General features: G+C 39.6%; 11 protein-coding genes. All 11 read right to left on the bottom strand.

Going from position 1 to position 21,861, the window contains the following annotated elements; all coding sequences use genetic code 11:
• Positions 1–22 precede the first annotated feature (22 nt).
• Positions 23–1,093, bottom strand: coding sequence for a sensor histidine kinase (locus tag G7051_RS14255; protein ID WP_166201267.1), 1,071 nt, complete (start codon positions 1,091–1,093; stop codon positions 23–25).
• A 368-nt stretch (positions 1,094–1,461) separates the two neighbouring features.
• Entirely contained in the window at positions 1,462–2,019 is a 558-nt protein-coding gene (locus G7051_RS14260; RefSeq protein WP_166201269.1) for a GNAT family N-acetyltransferase, read from the bottom strand.
• Between the two features lie 571 nt (positions 2,020–2,590).
• Positions 2,591–3,406 (bottom strand): SDR family oxidoreductase, encoded by an 816-nt coding sequence (locus G7051_RS14265; RefSeq protein ID WP_166116460.1) that lies wholly within the window; start codon positions 3,404–3,406, stop codon positions 2,591–2,593.
• Positions 3,407–3,418: 12 nt separating this feature from the next.
• On the bottom strand, positions 3,419–4,594 hold the full coding sequence (gene uxuA, locus G7051_RS14270; RefSeq protein ID WP_166201271.1) for a mannonate dehydratase: 1,176 nt from the start codon (positions 4,592–4,594) through the stop codon (positions 3,419–3,421).
• Positions 4,595–5,523: 929 nt separating this feature from the next.
• Entirely contained in the window at positions 5,524–7,647 is a 2,124-nt protein-coding gene (locus G7051_RS14275) for an alpha-glucuronidase family glycosyl hydrolase (RefSeq protein ID WP_370522789.1), read from the bottom strand.
• Positions 7,648–7,729: 82 nt separating this feature from the next.
• Positions 7,730–10,381 carry a glycoside hydrolase family 3 C-terminal domain-containing protein gene (locus tag G7051_RS14280; RefSeq protein WP_166201275.1) on the bottom strand — a complete coding sequence of 884 codons (2,652 nt, stop codon included), beginning with the start codon at positions 10,379–10,381 and terminating at the stop codon, positions 7,730–7,732.
• Between the two features lie 76 nt (positions 10,382–10,457).
• Positions 10,458–12,392 (bottom strand): sialate O-acetylesterase, encoded by a 1,935-nt coding sequence (locus G7051_RS14285; protein ID WP_255493251.1) that lies wholly within the window; start codon positions 12,390–12,392, stop codon positions 10,458–10,460.
• 6 nt (positions 12,393–12,398) lie between these two features.
• Positions 12,399–14,906, bottom strand: coding sequence for a glycosyl hydrolase 115 family protein (locus G7051_RS14290; RefSeq protein WP_166201277.1), 2,508 nt, complete (start codon positions 14,904–14,906; stop codon positions 12,399–12,401).
• Between the two features lie 6 nt (positions 14,907–14,912).
• Positions 14,913–16,535: a DUF5597 domain-containing protein gene (locus G7051_RS14295; RefSeq protein ID WP_166201279.1), complete on the bottom strand. Its 1,623-nt coding sequence runs from the start codon at positions 16,533–16,535 to the stop codon at positions 14,913–14,915.
• Positions 16,536–16,697: 162 nt separating this feature from the next.
• A complete protein-coding gene (locus tag G7051_RS14300) occupies positions 16,698–18,656 on the bottom strand; it encodes a RagB/SusD family nutrient uptake outer membrane protein (RefSeq protein WP_166201281.1) in 1,959 nt (652 codons plus the stop codon).
• An 11-nt stretch (positions 18,657–18,667) separates the two neighbouring features.
• A complete protein-coding gene (locus tag G7051_RS14305; protein WP_166201283.1) occupies positions 18,668–21,727 on the bottom strand; it encodes a TonB-dependent receptor in 3,060 nt (1,019 codons plus the stop codon).
• Positions 21,728–21,861 lie beyond the last annotated feature (134 nt).

The following is a 21,861-nucleotide window of genomic DNA, read 5'->3' on the forward strand; positions in this document are numbered from 1 at the left end:
AGAATATCAGTAAACGTGCTAATTATTGTTTATCCTGAGAATTAATAAACAGTTCGACCTGAAACGAGTCGTTTTGATTGTTTATCACTAAACTGTAATTGCCGGGATATATCAAATCAAGTCTTTTACGTGTATTTTCTATCCCGATAGAATTTCTGTCAAACACATTATTATCCGATTTATAAATATGGTTATTTACCTTGAAGTATACTTTATCCTCTTTTGCTTCTATCAGTATATCAATCTCGGAAGTATAATGGGTGCTGACTCCATACTGAAAAGCATTTTCGATAAAGGGAATCATTATTAAAGGGGCTATATTATATTTATCCGGATTTCCAACGATATTGAAATTTACGTTGAGTGTGGTCGAAAATCTTAATTTCTGTAGATTTATATAATCTTCGAGATACAATACTTCTTCCTGTAAACTAACAAAGTCTTCTTTTGATTTATCTAAAACATACCTCACTATTTGTGACAGGAGGAGTGTTGCCTCACTTGCTTTTTCAGACTTACTTAGAGTCAGTGCATATATTGTATTCAATGTGTTGAAAAAGAAATGAGGATTAATTTGTGCTTTGAGATAAGATAATTCCGATTTAAGCATTTCGGCTTCAATCTCTCTGTTTCGCTGATTTATAGAAATCCACGATAACGCTATCTTATAACCGATACTTAATATAAAGAACAAAAAGAATTGAAAAAAAGACAAGCTGATCTGCCTCCACGGTAATAAGTCATTTCGTTCAGAAAAGCGTTTACCTTCAAACATTTCGTGTGGAGGTGGAGGACCGTTCATTATAGGGTTAAAGTTATGCCATATAAGTCTTTGTATGAAGAAATAGATGAGAAAAATAAATAAGATGTAAAGTGCATAAAATAGATACTTTTTTTTCTCTATCAACCGAGGCAGTAGCACATGAGTATTTATGTAGAAGAATACAATGAGATAGGCGTAGGCACAAAAAAAAGGAACCATCGTGTATAGATTGATAGATTCTCCCGGACGCATTGGCATTAACGGAACTATAAGAAAAAAACAGATCCACACAAGACTGTGGCTTATGGCTGTAATTAATTGCTTCTTCATTTAGTGACTTTAGATGATTGATTCTATAGAACCTGTCTATGATAATATTTTTTCACTTAATTTTATCTAATAGGATATAGCTGTCTTTTCTAAAGTATACCAAAATGATTGTACACTAAATAATAATCGATAAATATGGGTTATTTATCTATGAAATGTGGAAAATGAAGGTTTAGTGGGATACGAACACCGTGTTTTTAGTATGCTGAGTATAACGCTAATTAACTTTTAGTCTATTAATTTAAATATATCCTTTCGAAAAAAAAGTTCGCCTGTTTATTATGGTTGGTTACAGGAATGCTTTGTTGTACGATCTAAATGAGACTCTTTATATTTTCTCGACCTAAGTATTTAATTTGATTCTAATCTTATAGTGTTAAAGTTAAAACAGCTGTGTTTTCTATACCATAATCCCCTTCACTGTAGTCGTTGATATATTTTTCAAGTAGATACTCGCTTATAGTTTCCTCTTTGTTATCTACATGTTTAAAACCTGCTTTTTGATATGATTTTATTGCTCCGATATTTCTCTCGGAAGGTCTGATGATATATTTACTAATACCGAGTTGAGAGTTCAAATGCTTTATCATTTTCTTCAGAGCTTCTGTGCCATACCCTTTACCACAATATTCTTTTGATTTAAGCCATATATCCAGTTCTGCGATCTGAGGATTGAGATGAAAGCAGGCATAACACATGCAACCAATCTCTTCGTTATCTTGCTTTATAATCATAACTGCACCTAAATGGCAATTGTCTTCCTGATAATAGAAGTCTTGAAAACCCTCTTCAAACTCTTCCCAAGTAGGGATTGGGTTTTCTGGAAAATCGGGCGCACCCATATGCATAGATGCTGTATCTGAAAGGCATAGCCATTCATAGGTTTTCCTTTTTTCTTTTATCGAAGCAGGGCGAATGGTAATCATAGAATGTTAAGTATAAAGAATATATTGTTGTTAATCTGCTGTTTTACAAATATAAGAGATTTATATAATTTGAAAGTAAGGTCTCATATTTTTTATTGACATCCAAGTATAAGAGATTAATAGTTGTGACTTGAGTTTCCTATTTTTCTAACGTACTCTATCGGGTTTGTTTTTCATTTTGTCTTGATACAAAACGAAACGAAAAATCAAGACTGTGCCTTTTGCCCGAACCGCTACGGACTCGAAAGCTAAAACAAAAGAAAGCATTTAACGAACGATATCCTTTTGTTTCTTAACGCTTTCATTCGCCTTGCGGGTACCCCTTGCAATCGCCAAGGTCGGAAGCCTGACGGACGACTATTACACAAAGCCTTTTTGATTCATTTTGCGGCTTTGGGCAAAGGAATACAAGCAATCTGTGATTGCGCGTAGTTGAATAAATGTTTGTAAAATTGAACGATTGATAATTATACCTTTAAAATACATTATTAAATATAATCTGTGTTACAAAAAATGGTCTGCTTTACAAACATTAAAGCAGACCGTTTTTTCTTAATCGTATGCTTATTATCTATACTCCGCTAAATGCCGAAAATCCACCATCAACAGGAAGAACCACTCCCGTAATAAAGCTCGCAGCCGGACTGCAAAGAAATTGTACGGCTCCGTTCAACTCTGTAATATCTCCGAAACGATTCATCGGTGTTTTTGCTAAAACCTTTTGGCTTCGTTCGGTTAATGAGCCATCGGGGTTAATGAGTACCGCTCTGTTCTGATCTCCGATGAAGAAACCGGGAGCGAGAGCGTTTACTCGTATACCGTCACCATATTTCAAAGCCATTTCGGTAGCCAGCCATTGAGTGAAATTGCTTATTCCTGTTTTGGCAACCGAATAACCGGGTACACGTGTAATAGCCGAATAGGCAGCCATAGAAGAGATGTTTATGATGCTTCCGCTTTTTTGTTCTGCCATTACTTTTCCGAATACCATAGACGGATAAACCGTACCATTGAGGTTGAGGCTGGTTACTTTTTCCCAATCCGAAATTTTCATATCGTGAAAAGGTTGGTCGGGAGCTAATGTTGCTCCGGGCATATTTCCGCCTGCTATATTCAGCAGTATATCGATGCGTCCCCATTTGGTAAGAATTTCCTGTGCTACTTTTTCGAGGCTTTCTATATCAAGCACATTGCCTATTATTCCGATTGCCTCGCCTCCTAAGTCTGTGAGTTCTTTGATTCTTACATCCAATTGCTCCTGACGAATGTCTATGGCAACTACTTTGGCTCCTGCCTCTACAAAACTTTTGGCTATACTGCCACCGAGAACACCTCCGGCTCCTGTAATAACGGCAACTTTGCCTGCGATACTAAATATTTCGTTCATCTTTTATTTTATTTATTGTTTCTTTAAATTTTCATTTACAACAGCCATTACACCATCTAATTGGGCTAGGGCATACATACGCCCATAAAAAGAGTAACCGGGATTATATCCTTTTTCCCCATCGTCTAACATCAAACGACCATGATCGACACGCATAGGTAATTTCGGGTTTTCTTTCTCAAACACCCTTACTACATCTATCAAATGTCCTCTGCCTTCCAAATGAGGAGCTTCTATAAAGTTGCCGTTTTCAAGAATATCTGTACTGCGGAGATGCACAAAGTGCGTGCGTGAAGCAAATTTCGCAGCCAATTCGGGTACATTGTTGTGAATACCCGAACTTAGCGATCCTGCACAGAATGTCAGTCCGTTATGTGGATTATCGACAGCTTTTAAAATCCAGCTAATATCATCGCCACCGGTCACTATACGAGGTAAGCCCAACATCTGGTAGGGTGGGTCGTCGGGATGTACGCACATATTCACGCCGTATTCTTCGCAGACAGGCATTATCTGTTCTAAGAAGTATTTCATGTTTTGACGTAATGTATCACGATTTATACCCTCATATAGCGAAAGCAGACGCTTGAAAATAGCTACGGGATTTTTATCTCCTTCTTTGATATTACCATTTATAAAACCTTGTGTTTTTACGATAATAGTGTCTATTAAAGCGTCTTTTTCGGCTTCGGTTATTGTTTGACCGAGTTCTTTTACCCGTTCTAACTCTTCGGCTGTATAGTCTTTTTCTGCACCATCGCGTTGAAGAATATAGTAGTCGAAATAAGCAAATCGGGTTTTATCGAAATATAGGGACGAAGTACCATCTTCCCAAGGATATTCGAGATCGGTACGAATCCAGTCGATCACAGGCATAAAGTTGTAGCATATCGTTTTAAGACCTGCTTTACCCAGATTTTCCAGACTTACTTTGTAGTTTTCGATTAATCTGTCTCTGTCTTCTCCTGCATATTTTATGGCTTCGCTAACAGGTAGACTCTCGACCACCGACCACCGAAGCCCTGCATCCTCTATATACTTTTTTAGATCGAGAATAGCCTCTAGAGTCCATATTTCGCCGTTGGGCACATCGTGCAGAGCAGTGACTATACCTTCTACCCCTATCTGTCTGAGCATCTGTAAGGTTATTTTATCTTTTTTACCAAACCATCTCCAAGTTTTTTCCATATTAAAGTTTAAATATTAAGTACAAGAAAATATTTAATGATAAATTTTAAATGCATAACAACTTATCGCTGTTTTGCTTGCCAAAGCAATAAATAGTTCTACGAAATTATTTATATCAATAGGCAGTAAACAGAGTATTACAATAAAGTTACATTCGTTACAAAAAAGTAGACAATAACGTTACAAAAGTGACCTATCGGTGTAAGTTTTATTGTATTTTTAAATATCAGTATATTAGTTTTTTATAAATAAAAAGGTTACAAAAGTGACACTTTTTATCAGCTTATTTTTCTTCTTCTCATATTATCAATTTATATCATTTATGTGAATCAGTAGTTGATTTGTTATGTTTAATATTCTATTTAATTGTCTTTTTATTCTACGCACAATCGAAGATTGCTTGTATTCCTTTTGCCCAAATCCGCAAAAGGAATCAAAAAGGCTTTGTGCTGCGTGGCTCGCCTGTCTGACTAAAGCTTACAGGCTAAACTAAACCTACTGCCTTACGGCACGTTTAGTTTTACGCCCGCTTCGCTTGTCAGCCAACGGCTACGCCACTGATGCACCAGGGCTGACGCACGTAAGTGGCTTTCGTCCGTCAGGTTTCCTGACCTTGGCGGTTGCACAAGGTACCCGCAGGGTGAAGAAAGCGTTAATAAACAAAAGGATATCAATAATAAATGTTTTTCTTTTGTTTTAGCTTTCGAGTCCGTAGCGGGTCGGGCAAAGAGGCACAGTCTTGATCTTTTGTTTCGTTTTGCATCAAGGCAAAATGAAAAACAAACCCAAAGGGTGCGTTAGAATAATTGAACATATAATTCCAACTACTTATTGGCATCATTTATTGATAGATAAAAGGGGGCGACTACCCATTCGCATTATTTAGTTTCGATCTATGTGTATTTACCGATAAGTAAGTTTGAAAGACCCTAATTATGATGTGTCATATCCAGTTTAATTTTCTTTAAATCGTCCAGATTATGTACCGGAGGTTCTATATCAGAAGGGATAGGGCGTTTCGAGAATGTTTGAAAATAAAGTAAACAGGCATCTTTCCACCAAACAGCATCTTTTGATTGTATCTCTAGTTTAGATTTTACGTCATCGAAACGCTGCTGATCTATATATGGCTGCATTTGATTCCATGTTTTCTGAAAGCTTCTGACTTGTTGAACTCCTGAGTCGTATTTATAACATAGTTCATCCCACATAATACGCCCGTTTTTCATCTTATAGTTCCAAGGTATATGATGAAACCAAAGTAGTAAACTTTCGGGACAACGTGATGGATCATTATAGATCTCTTTCAGAGGTGAGAAATATTGAGAGACGGCATTGCTTCCTGTTGTGGTACGATTAAAGCCAAGTCCAACCGAGTCGGCATTATGGTAATACCAAGGCATCCAGTCGGGACGGGCGTTAGGTACATCGCACCAAGGCTCGGGACCATAATGGTGTCCGAAAGCAAATATATGGTGTAAGCCCATCGGCATCATATAATAGACAACCGCTTCACGGGATGCTAACATCATATCTTTTACAGGATTCACAAAGTCTTTGTTATTAGAGAAAGTCATTTTTATCCATTCATCAGCAATCTGCTCCGAGGTCAATTGATGATCCCAAGCCAAGCGCCCGAAAGCATACCAATTGGATTGTGCAAAATGATGTCCGCACCAATTGGTATCTTCGCCGATATTGGCAACAGCTGCAATGGCTGTTAAGTGATGAGGTCGCAAAGTACCATCTGTTATCTTAGCAACGGTAGAGCCTTTTCCGTTCGAATAGGTATCACTATCGAGCGTTTCTTTGAAAAGGGGAGCTAAATAAGCCAGATGATTCGAAAATCCGAGATACTCCTGTGTAATCTGAAACTCTACCATCTCGGGCGTCTTTTGCATCGCTCCAAATAAAGGGCTGAACGGTTCACGAGGTTGAAAATCTATCGGACCGTTTTTAATCTGTATGATTACATTATCTCTGAATTGTCCATCCAAAGGCATAAACTCCAGATAGGCTTGTTTTGCCCTGTCTTCGCTGCTCGGGTTGTAAACAAATGCACGCCACATCACAATTCCGTTATAGGGTTTTAATGCATCAGCTAACATATTAGCACCATCGGCATGGGTACGTCCGTAGTCCTGAGGACCGGGTAACCCTTCGGAATTGGCTTTTACCAAGAAGCCTCCAAAGTCGGGAATGATGCTGTATATCTCTTTTGCTTTGTCGTTCCACCATTTAATCACCTCTTTATTTAAAGGGTCTGAATCAGGTAATCCCCCTAACTCTTTGGGTGATGAGAAGTTGACTGCCAGATATACTTTTATCCCATAAGGGCGGAATACTTCTGCTAAGGCTTTTACTTTGGAGAGATATTCTTTACTCAATATCTGTGGGCTGGCATTTACATTATTTAAAACAGTTGCATTTATTCCTATCGAAGCATTTGCACGTGCATAGTTATCATATCGGGGAGATAGGGTATTGGGTAATTCATCCCATTTCCATAGCGAATATCCTGCGTAGCCACGCTCGATTGTTCCATCTAGATTATCCCAATGGTTGAGTATCCGAATATCATACTTTGGTTTTTCTACGATATTTACAGATGCTGATAGCTGATTAGTTTGGATCAATCTTAGAAAATGAAATACTCCGTAAAGTATACCTATATCTGTGTTTGATGCAATGATAATACTTTGTTTGCCTCCTTTGTTGATATTTCGGATAATGTATCCGTCCTTACCTAAACCATCTAAATCTGTTGATGGTATAACAGAATCAATGTTTTTACTTTTTGCAGTACCGATAATTAAAGAACCTGTATCAGTTGTTTTAGTTATTGCTACATTTTTTTCTGTAAAAGATTGCCATGCAATAGTAAGTTCATTAAGTGCTTTTTCTAAAGTAGGACTACTTTCGTCCATCGTTACTGTCGAAAAATCATAAATAGCTTCAGGTGGAGTATACCTTAACCAAAATTTGCTCCCATCTTCTGCAAAAAGCAAAAAGGAGAACATAACAAAAATAAATGTGTTTATAATATATCTCATAAGCATTAAGGTTTTAAACCTTTTAATTTGAAAATAGAGGGCAGACATTTATCTGCCCTCTTAGACTATTAATTAAACGGAACTAGTCTTTAATATAAAACGTATTTCCTGTAACCTGAACTTCTTTCAGAACAACCTGTTTCGAATTGATAGCTTTGCTGTCGGGTTGTTTTCCTCCTATCGAAAGCAATACTTTTCCATTGGAAACTTGAGCCAGATTTTCTTTGTCACGTCCAGCCATTTGTTTGGGAGTGATAGTAAATTCAACGGTTTTAGTTTCGCCTGCTTTTAAGTGAATACGTTTGAATCCCTGTAAAGCTCTGATCGGTGTTTTCAGTTTGCTGTCTGGTAGAGAAACGTATAGTTGAACCACTTCGTCACCGTCCATTTTACCTGTATTCTTCACATCTACCGAAATAGTTATATTATCACCAGACTTGATTGTTTCGGGTGCATTTTTGATAGCGTATTCAAAAGTGGAATAGCTCAATCCATATCCGAATTCATACAAAGGATCACCTTTGAAATAACGGTATGTTTTGCCTGTCATATCGTAATCGCTGAAAGCAGGTATTTGCTTGATGTCTTTGTAGAATGTCAATGGCAAACGTCCCGCAGGGTTATAGTCTCCAAAAATAATATCGGCTAAAGCAGCTCCTCCCTCTTGTCCGGGATACCATGCTTCGATAATGGCAGGCATATTTTCGGCTTCCCAATTGAATGCTAATGCACTACCGTTCAAAAATACCAATACGGTTGGTTTTCCTAATTTGTGAATCTCACGAATCAAATCGGTTTGAGTGCTTGGTAGTTTTATATCCAAGCGGTCGCCACCCGAAAAGCCTTCTACCTTTACAGGCATTTCTTCGCCTTCCAACAAAGGACTTAATCCCATGCAAAGGACAATGAGGTCAGACGATTTTGCTAAGTCGATAGCTTCCTGTTTCAAATTGGGTTTCGGTGTGCCCCAAAGCAGACGCATAATAGCATATTCGGTATTATCCTGAACGTATTCTAAACGAATATTATAGGCTTTTCCCCCCTCTAGTTTCATCAATTCGTATACTTTACGAGGGTGGTGTACATCTTTCCATTTAGTAACTAACGAGTCATTCAAATACAGATTGAATCCCGAAAAACCTTCACCACCTAAAGCATATTCACCCGATGTGGGAGGTATAAGTACACCTGTCCATCGTGCAGAGAATTGATCGTATTTCATGTCTTTGAAAGGAACAGTCGTCCACCAGATAAAATCTATATTCGGATCAACTTGCGAGTGTGCAGGTTTTCCATCCCATTTGATATTGGAGAAATATTCAGCTTTAAGACCTTTTTGAGATTTACTTGCATCCGTAAATAAATAGTCAGAAGGAATAGCCTCAAAGTAGGGGAGCTTTTCAGCCAAAGCACAACCTTGGGCATAAACGACTTCTGTATTCGGTAGTTTTTCACGCAATCCAGTTAATGGTGTTTTAGGTTTAGTAGGGTAGCCGTTGTAGTTTCCCAGCAGTACCTCTAAGTCATCTGCATTGGGTCCTATAACAGCTACCTTTTTTACATCTTTGCTGAAAGGCAATAGATTATTTTCATTCTTTAGTAATACCATTGATTTGCGTGCAGCATCCAATGACAAGGCTTGATGTTCTTTGCTTTCTACCACATCGTAGGGTATCTGTGCATATTTTACATCTTTGTCATTGTCCATCATACCCAGTTTAAACAATGCCATAAGTACACGGTGAACCGAAACATCCAATTCAGCTTCGGTAATTAAACCCTGCTCAACAGCAGCAACCAAGTGTATATAAGTATCACCACAATTGAGGTCTGTACCTGCTTTTACTGCCATAGCTGCCGCTTTTTCGGGGGTAGCTACTACGTGGTGGGCTTTTTCTTCATAAAAATCACGAATCGCCCAACAATCGGAAACAATATACCCTTTGAATCCCCATTTTTCACGAAGCATGCTTTCCAAAAACTTATTACCGCAACAAGGTGCTCCTCTGAAACTCTGATAAGCACACATCACCGAATATACATGGGCATCCTGCACGGTTCTTTTGAAATGAGGCAGATATGTTTCTTCCAGATCGTAATCGTTAGGCCATACATCAAACGAATGTCGTGTAGATTCGGGTCCGCTGTGAACTGCAAAGTGCTTGGCAGTAGCTACCAGTTTGAGGTATTTATCGTCATCGCCTTGCAATCCTTTGATGAAAGGGACAGCAAGTTCAGCAGTCAAATAAGGGTCTTCTCCGTATGTTTCCATTCCACGTCCCCAACGAGGATCACGGAAAATATTAATGTTGGGAGTCCAGTAAGTTAACCCCTGATAAATGCCCCGTTTACCTCTCGAAGCATATTCGTGATGTTTGGCACGTGCCTCGTCCGAAATAGCGTCGGCAATGCCAAACATCTCTTCGCTATCCCACATGGCAGCCATACCGATTGCCTGTGGAAAAACGGTTGCTTTACCCGAACGGGCTACACCATGCAGGCACTCGTTCCAGAAATTGTGGGCAGGCACCCCCAGACGTTCTACACCGGGGCAATCGTACCGCAGCATATTGACTTTCTCCTGCAACGTCATTCGCGATACCAAATCGGTGGCTCTTTCCTCAAAAGAAAGAGAGGTATCCTGATAGGGTTCAATCTTTTTGCTGTTGCATCCCGTCAGTGTTAAGATGCTTAGAGCAAGCAAGAAGGGTTTTAAGTTTTTTAATATTTTCATAATTATCATTATTAAGGTCTGCGACCTATTGTTACTTACGTTTATATCTGTATGCATAATAAAAAGGTCTGTGACCTTACCAATTGTCTGTTCTGAATGGACTCGATGGAAGACCTTCTTTATTCCGTAAGTTAGCTCCCTCGGGATTATCCGCCCAAGCATATCTTACGGCAACGGGATTCTTCACCTTGTCACTCCATACAATTACTTTATCCCCTTCAATTTTAGCATCTGCCCATACAAATTGTTTGTCTTCTCCTGCAATAGCAAAGCCTTTGAGTTTTTCAGTAGAGGCAAAACCGTTTCCAATCTCTGTAAACGAAAGGATTATTTTGTTGCCTTCTACAACCATACTTTTATATATAGGTGCTGAACTTATGATCTTGTTATCTCCATAAGCTATTCTCATAGCAATAAGAGCTAAGCGATGCCCGACATCTTTTTTATTTAGGGGATGAATATCGTTCCATTCTCCCAGATCTATATTAACAGCCATTCCTGTACTGGGAAGAGCTAAAGCCTTCAATTGTGACTCTCTCAACATAGCCCAGTTGCTTTCGGAAGGGTTTTCTTTCGGCTGCATAAAATTGGGAAGCTGTGCTATAATAAATGGCAGATCAGTTCTGTTCCATTTTATCCGCCAATCATTGATTAATGCTGTCAGCAAAGTACTATATTCTGCAGGCTGGGATGTATTTGATTCGCCCTGATACCATATAATACCTTTGATAGGGTAATTGAGTAATGGTGCTATCATTGCATTGTATAACCCCATGGGTTTGTACTGAAAAAAAGTCTGAGGACGAAGAACAGCCATTTCCGCACCTACTTTATAATTCCAATTTCCTGTCAAGTCGATAAATTCGTCTCCTACGACAATCCGATAGGGTTTATCTACTACAAAACCGCCTTTTCCTATGGAGTTAATAACACGCACTGTTACAGAGTTTTTACCTTCGTGAAGAAGCCCCAAAGGGATAGTGTAAATACGTGGAGGATACTGATACGAGGTTGTTCCTACGAACTGTCCGTTGATATAGGCCGAATCGCTATCCACAATGCAGCCTAAGCGAAGTACGGCAGGTTTACCGACCATTGAAGCAGGAACTTCAAATTCTTTGCGAAACCAAAACGAACCGTTTATATTTCCGATTCCTTTATCAGCCCAATATCCGGGTAAACTGATTGTACCCCAGTCTGATGTGTCGAGATCATTTTTAAACCAATTGGATATGCCCTTGTCATTTTGATTTAAGGTCGCGTACCATTGTTCTGTGATTTTTTTCTCTTCTGCTCGGATGCTATCTATATAACCGGGTTGCGCAAATTGCTGAGCTACTTGCAAATTAGTAGGGAATTGCTTCAAAGCATCTTGGCTAAGCCATGCCTCGATGGGCGAACCTCCTACACTCGAATTGAGTAGTCCGATCGGAACTTTGTATTTATCGTATAAATCTTTGGCAAAGAAGTAAGCCACTGCCGAAAAATCGAGTATGTTTTCAGGAGTTGCCGATTTCCACGAACCGCCATTTATATCGTCACTCGCTCCTGTGAAGTTGTACTTTAACGGTGTTTTTAAATATCGGATATATGGATTATTTATCTGACTGACTTCATCTTTATATAAATCTAATACCCTACTGATAAGTGTTTCCATATTCGATTGCCCGGAACATAGCCAGACATCACCAATCAGAATATCGTTTATCGAAATATCATTAATTTGCATCTGATAGGGGCCTCCTGCTTTTTGAGAAGGGAGCGTAACTTCCCATTTTCCGTTTGCATCGGCAGTGGTTTTATATGACTTGTTCAAAAAGCTAATTTCAATACTTTCTCCAGCAGAAGCCCATCCCCACAGTTTTAGCTCCGTATCTCGTTGTAAAACCATACCGTCGCTAATCAGTGCGGGGAGTTTTACAGATGCTCTACCGTTAACAACGCAAAGTAAGGTGAGTAGCATTAATAATGCTAGCTGCCTTATTGCTATATGTTTATCTATGTTTTTCATTCTGTTTTATTTTGATGTCTTACTTTCGGGAGCACCTAAATAGCTGGGTTTTAATCCACCTAAATCGAGCATTATTTTTTGTAAAACAATTCCGGGATCTAATACTCTAAATCGAATGGTATGTAATCCACTTTTGTCGATTCGAAAGTTTGTTATGGACTCAATAATACTGTTGGCAACCCAATTTTCTCTTTCCCTTTCGGTAAAGGTTTGATTGAAATTAACTACTTGTTCTTCACCTCCATCAATAGATACGGCATAACGTAACCCTTTATTTGAATTAAAATTGAGGGTAGGGGATAGTAAAACAATCAAACGAGCATTGCCCGTACTTGTCAGGTTGACATCGTATTCCAGATATACGTTGTCGCCTTCTTTAGGAATGGCAGTCACAGGAAAAGTAGTTATAGCCGAAAGCGTTTTTCCCAAATCGGGGATCACTTTCCACGATATATTATTACCATTTTTTTGACGTGTAAAATGTTCCGCTTCGATAGATACGTAACCATCCGTTTCAGAGAATACTTTCTCTTTGACTTCCATTGTTGTCGCAATATATTCAACACGAGGCATCACACTCTTTTCGGGTTGTTGCCAATAAGTATATCCTATACGTATCTGATCCATCATATGAGCCCATTTACCACCTGAGATATTTTGATTGTAATGAACTGTCAGAATAGAATCACGTTCGAAACATTCTTTTGCTTTATCTGCCCAGTAATTTGCCTGAACGTCTTGTATTTCGGCATAATAGCGGTTCTTAGCTACTGCAAAATACATTTCATACAGATTAGAACAGGCATTAATAGGAAATAATACCAATTGATCGAAAGCATCTTTGTAATTATTCGGAATCACATTATATAAACGCATGGCATCTATAACCAGATTTCTGTAATCGTTGACAACGGTTTCAAATTCATTGTAGTTTTTGAGGCTGTATGTTTTTTCGTTCAATAATTCGGGTGTAACTCTGCGATTATATTTCGTGTAGAGATTTATCAGACGTGCCGATTCTTTAGCGTATTTTTCACCGAATTGTTGTGCACACCATTCCTCGGTATGTTGTACGAGATTATCTGCATTGAACCGATTGGTGTTCCAAGCCATATCCAAGAAGAAACTGATCGGGTATTCCATCGGTTTAAGATCACCTACATTTACGACCCATATTTTATCGACACCGTATTGGTAAGTGAGGTTCATTTGTTCCCAGATACGTTGTACCTGGCTGACATTAATCCATTTATAATTGCGAGGTCCGCCTACGTAATCGAAATGATAATACATCCCGTATCCACCTTTTCGTTTGGGAGCATTGAGGTCGGGAAGTTTACGAACGTTTCCCCAATTGTCGTCACATAATAACAATGTAATATCATCGGGAACACGCATTCCTTTATCGTAATAGTCTTGTACTTCTTTGTACAAAGCCCATACTTGTGGAACGGTTTCAGCTTTTTTGCCTGTAACCTTTGAAATAATAGTACGTTGGTCTTTTACTATTTTTTGAAGCAGGTCGATGTTGCTTTCTTCACTCATTGGTTCGTCGCCATCACCACGCATGCCTATCGTAATAAGTGATTCCCAATCTTTAGCCCGTTCGATGCCCGATGTCCAGAATTTGCGGAGAACTTCACCGTTCTTTTTATAGTCCCAAGCACCTTCTCCACGTCTTTTCCAGTCTTGTTGAGCCAATGCCATTGGTTCATGGTGCGAAGTACCCATCACGATGCCATATTCATCAGCTAAAGGTCCATTAAGGGGATCATCGTCATAAAAAGCACTTCCCCACATGGCAGGCCATAGGAAATTCCCCTTCAAGCGAAGAATCAATTCGAATACCTTTTCGTAAAACTGATGATTGAATCCCCCGAAAGTAGCTTTACTCCATCCTGTTAGAGCCGGAGCTTCGTCATTCAAGAAGATACCCCGATATTGTACGGCTGGTTCTCCTTCGGTATATGTTCCGGGTTTTACATATAAGTTTTTTTGATTTACCACCGGCACATCCGCCCAATAGTACCAAGGCGACACACCGATCTGTGACGATAATTCATAAATACCGTATATAGTTCCCCGTTTGTCGCTGCCTCCAATCACTAAGGCAGCGTCTACTCCGTCTATGGGATTCATTACCGTTTTCAGAATGTACTTTTCGTTTTTTCCTGTTAAGTCTTTTGCTTCTATTTTTCCTGTTTGTATCAGTTTATCTATTGTAGCCGATTTACCGACAGTGCCAATAATTAAGGCAAATTTTGCAGCCCCTTGTTGAGGTGTATTTCCTGTTACTTTCCGAAAATCTTCTTTCAGATCATTTACCGCACGCAGCACACCCTTATAGTCCGAATCATCAGTAAGAATAGAAACAGGTCTGCCATCCACAGCCAAAGGAAAGTAAGAAGCATTCTTTTGAGTAGAGACAAACTTTTCTTTATCGGAAGCTGATATCGTTGTTTGAAAGACAAGAATCAGTAAGCATATAATCAGGTATAATTTCTTTTTCTTCATAGTTTTTTATTTATAGTCATACAGTTTCACATATTGAATACTCCATTCACCTGCCGGAATACGCAAATGTCTGCCCTGATGGTCTTGGTCTCCGTTCATACGACGCAGAGGTCTCATTTTGCCATCTTTGAATTCTACTTCATCGATAATCCCGATTCCCGTTTGTGTACCGTCTTTTTTTGTGTTGCCAAATGTAACAACTACGCCTGTTCCCGCTACAAGATATTCATTTTTTGAGAGTCCTATTATCAAAGCCCCTGTTTCGGGCCATTTATTTCCGTCTTTTGCCTGTGGATTCCAACCTAATGTATAATCATGTTTGAATGTGAATGTATATCCGTTTCTTTCGGTAGTACGTTCTTTTTCTTCACCGTCAAACCAGAATCCGTTAGTTTTTCCTTCTCCCTGCTTTTCGGATAAAAGAGGTAGTATCTGGCGTAGTATTTTATAACTTTTAGTCAAAGGATATTCTTCGGGATTTGTTACACTTTCTATTGAAAATGGGCTGAAGCCCATAGCATCGTGTTCTCCGAAAGCATAGAAAACCCGTGCGGCATTTTCTTCTGCCAATCTGATTTCAGGTATAAATAAAGGATTCCCGTTTACATGGTATTGTTTGCACCAGTCTGTAAATCCTGGATCATAAATATCGGGAGCAAGGAAATCTATTGCCGGAGCAGATGCCCGCCAAATATCGAGAAGGTGAGCCAAAGGTCCTGCACTCGGGTAAGCTCCCGGTTTACGTCCGCGACTGTTCAGTGCTGCGTTCAGATACATCGGCAAATTGTAAGCATTTTTGCCCGATTGTGCTACTTCCTGAATAAATAAGCCATAATTCCAAGCCATGAATATTTCATCAGTTTCCAGTCCTTCACCGAAAAGTTCAGTCCATGTTCCTTTTGTTTTAAAGCCGTTCTTTTCCCATCTCTCCAAAAGCTGAGGGCGAAGGCTTTGTTTATTTTTTACTAAATAATCGACCAATTGCTTAGGAACCTCCGATGTAAATAGTTTGTTGGCTTCTTTACTGTAATCTCTGGCATCTTCAATCATACCGATCTCATTTTCGACTTGTACCATAATAACGGTTTGTTGCGTTTTATCCACTTCGGCTAAATGATTCATGAAATGTTTGAATGCACGTTTGTCAAGCTCCAGATTATTTTGACTGAAAGCACTTAATATTTCCAATGGTTGTCCTGATTTTGTAACGGCACGCGGATATTTTTGATAATTTTCTTTAACCCACATTGGTGCATAACACGACATACTGTTTTTCCAGACTCCAAACCAGAGAAATACAATTTTCAGGTCGTGTTTACGTGCCAGTTCAATAATACCATCGACCAGTGTATAATCGTATTTGCCTTCTTCTGATTCTATGAGTTCCCAATAGGCCGGAACGAGCATTGTATTTAATTTCATTTTCTGGAGTTTTTCGCTTACCCATTGCATGTCTTCCAAAGAAGAGGCTGTTGAGTTGCCCAATTCTCCTCCTAATATTAAGTAGGGATTGTCTTTTACAATTAGCTGTGTAGCTGTACCTTTCTTTTGCAGATAGGGTGTTTTCTGAGCTTTGGAAACAACCGTAAAAAGGAAAAATAATGCTAAAACGATATATTTTGTTCTCATAGTATTAAGTAGCGTTAAATATTTAATGCGATATTTCATCAACATAACTGTCTCTATTTTTTGATGCTTGCCAAAGCAATAAAAAGGTCTGAGACCACAGATTCTTTATGTAATGAGAAATCAGCCGGACGAACCGAATCGTCCGGCTGATTTACAGGATAGTTATTTATAGCCTGGATTCTGATAAGCCGCTTTTTCGGCAGCAGGCATCTCCATACCGTCAATCTGACCTTGAGGAATCGGACGTAGGTAATGATATGCTTGAATATCGCGGGTTACTTTCACAGGAGTATGATCTCCAACAGCGGTACCGCAAATTTCATAGGTTGCAGCAAGCTCACCCCATTTTTGAGTACGTACCAAATCGTGCCAGCGATAACCTTCGCCATAAAATTCGCGAGAACGTTCGGCTAAAATGTAATCAATGGTTATTGTGGCAGGAGTTGCGGCAATCATTGCAGCACTATTGTCCTGAACTTTAGCCTTATTACCGTTGTTACTCCAACGCCAGATACCTGCACGTGCACGAAGTACATTAACCAATTCTCTGGCACTTTTTCCACTTACTGTAACCGCACCTTTTACCGCAGCTTCGGCTGCTACCAGATAAAGTTCGGAGAACTTGGCAACAGGAAAAGGACGAGTGATGCTACCGTTCGGTTGTCCGAGTCCGGTTCCATTATCTGTCCGATATGTGCCTATTTTCCAAAGATTCGGGTACGCATATCTACTGATGCCACTTGGAGCTATCACAAAGTCGGCTCTTCCCGGTAATATACCTGCACCTACGTTGCTTTTGTAAACAGAGTTGGAGTAGTCGATGTTTGTAGCCGGTTCTTCGTCAAGAAAAGAAAGGATAGCATCGCCCGGATATACTTTTATGCCATTTGCATTATACAGAAACTCATTTTTTACGCCGCCCTTATCCCAGTTACCGCGGAAAGAAGTGACAAATGTACCATCGTAGCGAGAGTCGTTGGTTTTATCGTTAAATGTCTTTTTCACGACGTCAATAGTAGGAGCCATACATTTCCATGGACGTCCGTAAGCTTGTGCTGCTTCACGCTGAACGGATCTTATTTTAGTTCCGCTCCAATCCGTATTAGGTGCACTTTCGAGAAATGTGTAATCCCATGTAACCATCCAGACAGCAAAATTTCCGGGAGATGTGCCGGTATTATACGAATGGCTCGACTCGCCATCGTAATATTCGCTTGATTCGGTATGATCTGCATATAATAACATCTCCTTATTCCGGTCGTTTTGAGCTAAGTTGACATCATAGTATGTTTGTTGCAAACCAAAAGGCCCCGGATTGTCAATGGCAGTTGTTGCTACATTATATGCTTGCTGATAATACCATTGTGCATCATGTCCATCAAGATCAGTTCGGGTTGTTTCGGGATAAGTAGGTATATTTTTCGGATTTTCGAGCCACCAGCCATACGTTAGGTAAGCTTTTGCCAAAAACAATCGAGCAGCAGTTTTGGTGATACCTCCTGTAACACGCCCTGCATCCGGCAAATCGTTTATAGCAATTACCAAGTCGGGAAATATTGCTTTGGTATATACTTCGGGAACGGTATTGCGAGCCGAAAAGCGTGAAGTGGATACATTGAACTTCAGCTCTCCCGAACCTAAATCCAAAGGCACTCCACCAAAAGTTTGTACGAGCATGAAATAATCGAATGCTCTGAAAAATCGGGCTTCAGCAACCAAGGCTGCCGAAATAGTTTTTACTTCGACTGCATTTTCAATAATACCATTGGCTGTGTTGATATCTGAATATGCCCTGTTCCATAGTACATCCGCACGGCTACTGGAGGGTGTAATTGAGCCTACCCCCGAAAGATCGAGATCTTTGTAGTTGCCATCTGCACCGTGTCCGTATGTATATTCGTCGGTTCCGGTTTCGCAAGCGTTAAGCCAATACCCATTTCCATATACGTATCGTAAATTAGCATATAGTGAAGTTACTCCTCCAATAACACCTTTTTCGGTTTTGAAATATTCGGGTGTATAAATACCACGTGGGGTTTCTTCCAGAATATCGGAGCATCCTATAAGGAGAGATGCCAAAAGAACTGTTGAAATATATTTTTTTATATGTATTCGTTTCATGTCGATCTTTTTTAGAATGTTACATTTAAGCCTATCAGGTAGTTGCGGGTCGATGGACTATTGGTTCCTATAACCAGAAGACGTTTTTTGTATGCAGTAGTAACTGCCTGATTCTCGTCACCAAGAGAGTTGGTTTCAGGATCCATGCCCGACTCATCGTGGTACGGAGAGAATAGTACAAACGGGTTCTGTATGGTCGTATAAATGTAGAGCTTGTTAACACCAAGGCTTCTGGTTAGTTGTGAGTTGAAATTATAGCCCAGTGTAATATTGCGTACTTTCAGGTATGATGCATCGAAGTAACCAAGAGTACTACCGTATTTAGGGTTGTTGCTACTCTCTATACCTCCGGGTTTGGGATATCGGGCGTCTGTATTTTCGGGAGTCCAATAATCTACTTTGACATTGTTTCTTCGTCCGCTCAACATATTCAGGTATCCTGCTGAAGAATAGATAGAGCTAATCAAAATACCTCCTCTTTGGAAAGCACCTATAACACTTAAATCAAATCCTTTGTAAGCTACACGGGTATTGAAACCTCCTTGAAAATCAGGATTTACATTCATTATTTGTCTATCGCTGGCATTAATTTGTCTTTTGGGTGAACCATCTTCATTAAACTCACCCGTGTATTTTACTTTAATCATACCCGCATTTCCTCCGGGTTCCAAAATATCACGATACTTGTCGCCTTCCTGCCAAAGACCTATTTTCTCATAGTCGTATATTACATCAATGGGATGACCAACAAACCACCAGTTGCTTTCATCTCTTGTTTGTCCCGAAGCAAGTGAAACTAGTTTATTGCGGTTGGCATAAAGGTTGACACCAACGTCCCAAGTCCAGCCGTTATAATTATCCAATACAGTTCCGTTGAGTGTAAGCTCAAATCCTTTGTTTTGCGATTTTCCGACATTGGCCATATAACTGCCTACGCCTGCTGTTGAGGGAAGATTTACACTAAGCAAAAGATCCTTTGTGTTTTGTATATAATATTCGGCACTACCTGAAATTCGCCCGTTCAGAAAAGAAAAGTCTACACCATAGTTCCATGTTTCAGAATATTCCCAACCTAAATTCGGATTTGGAAGTTCCGAAACATAATACCCCACGGTATTGTATTCACCAAAATTGTATGGTCTGGTACTTAAACGTCCAAGAGTTTTGTAGGACGAAATAGATTCATTGGAGGTTTGTCCATATCCTACTCTTAATTTCAGGTTATCTAACCAAGTAACACCATCCATAAATGCTTCTTTTTTGACATTCCAACCGGCAGATACAGCAGGATAAGTATGCCATTTATTTCCCGGAGCCAATCTTGACGAGGCATCGGATCTAAATGCAACACTTAGCATATAGCGGTCATCATAAGAGTACATGGCACGTCCCATCCATGACATCAAGCCACTTCTGTAATAGTCCTGATCGCCCGGTTTAACCGCAATTTCGCCTGTTGCATGTCCCAAATTATAGAACTGAAAGGCATCTGAAGGAATACCCTGAGCCGACATCTGCGATTTATTATATTGAGTTTCTTCGGCTGAATACAATGCAACTACATTTAGCGAATGTTTTTCAGCAAATACCCGGTCATAAGTTACCAGATTTTCGACTGCCCAGTTGGTTGTATGTGTATTAGATACCGATGCGGTTGAAGGTGTTGTGGGAGTGGCACTGAATACACCTTCTCCCGTATAACTTCCTCCGTTGTTTTGACGATAGTTCAAGCCTAAGTTAAGCCTGTATTTCAATCCCTCTACACCCGGAATTTTTACTTCTCCGTAGATGGTGTTGTATGATCCGAATGCTCGGGTCTGATCGATCCATTTGTCACCAAGCGCATCTATTGTTTCTCTTGAATATACCCACTGCTCGTCACTAGCCATTCTTATGGTTCTTCTCCATGTGCCGTTTTCGTTATAAGGATTAGAGATTGGTGTGGCACTTAGGGTATTATACAAGCCTAAATTTCCTCCATTGGATACAGAATAGTTATTATTTGTGATGAATCCGAATTTCAGGTTTTGACCTATTCCCTGATCAAGCGTACCACGCATCGAATAGCGGGTGAAGTTTTGTTGGGGTAATAACGACTCGTCCCGAAAATAACCAAGGCTGAAATTGTAACTTCCTTGTTCGGTTCCACCTAAAACGCTTAAATCGTGATTGGTTACCATACTATTTTCGTACATAAGGTCTTGCCAGTCGGTATTCACATTATTAGATTCGTCTTCTCCGTTTTGAGTAAACATTCCTGCAAACTCACGAAGTTTAACAAACTCCTCTCCATTCATCATCGGGTATCTGGCAAAAAGAGTTTTCATCCCTACAAATCCATTGTAATTTACCGCTGCTTTTGCTCCCATTTGCCCCTTATTACTTGTAACCAACAGAACCCCGTTTGCCCCACGAGAACCGTAAATGGCTGTTGCAGAAGCATCTTTCAGAATATCGATACTTTTAATATCACTGGGGTTAATGTCGCTCATACTTCCGGCAAATGGAATACCGTCAAGAACAATCAGAGGGTCATTACTGGCACTCAAAGAACGTGTACCACGAATACGAATCTGCATCGAAGCACCCGGTTTAGATGATGTTTGCGACATATCTACTCCGGCAAGACGACCGTATAGCGCCGACGAAACATCGGAGGCTGCCATTTCACGAATTGCATCTCCTTTTATTGAAGCCACAGATCCTGTTACAGCCTCTTTTCGCTGAGTACCATAACCGATAACTACCACCTGATCAAGTGCCTTTACATTTTCTTGTAATACAATATCAATTTTGGTTCTTCCTGTTACATCCACTGTTTGGGAGACATATCCTAAATATGAAAAATCAAGTTTAGCTTTAGACGAAACGTTCAATGTATACTGTCCGTCCAGATCGGTGACAACGCCATTGGAGGTTCCTTTTTCAATCACACTTACACCAATAAGCGGATCGCCTTTGGCATCTTTCACTATTCCTTTTACGGATATATTCTGTGCAAACAGCCACAGGGGAATAAAGAGGAATAAAAGTAAAACCCGAATGGGTTTCGAAACAATAATGTCTTTCATGATGTTGGTAATAAAATTAATAATTGAGAGGTTATTGGGTCATAAGTTCGCAGAACTATTTATTGCTTTGGTAAGCAAAACAGCGATAGGTTGTTATACCTTTAAAATATATCATTAAATATTTTCTTTTACTT

Source organism: Dysgonomonas sp. HDW5B (assembly GCF_011299335.1).
GTDB lineage: Bacteria > Bacteroidota > Bacteroidia > Bacteroidales > Dysgonomonadaceae > Dysgonomonas_A.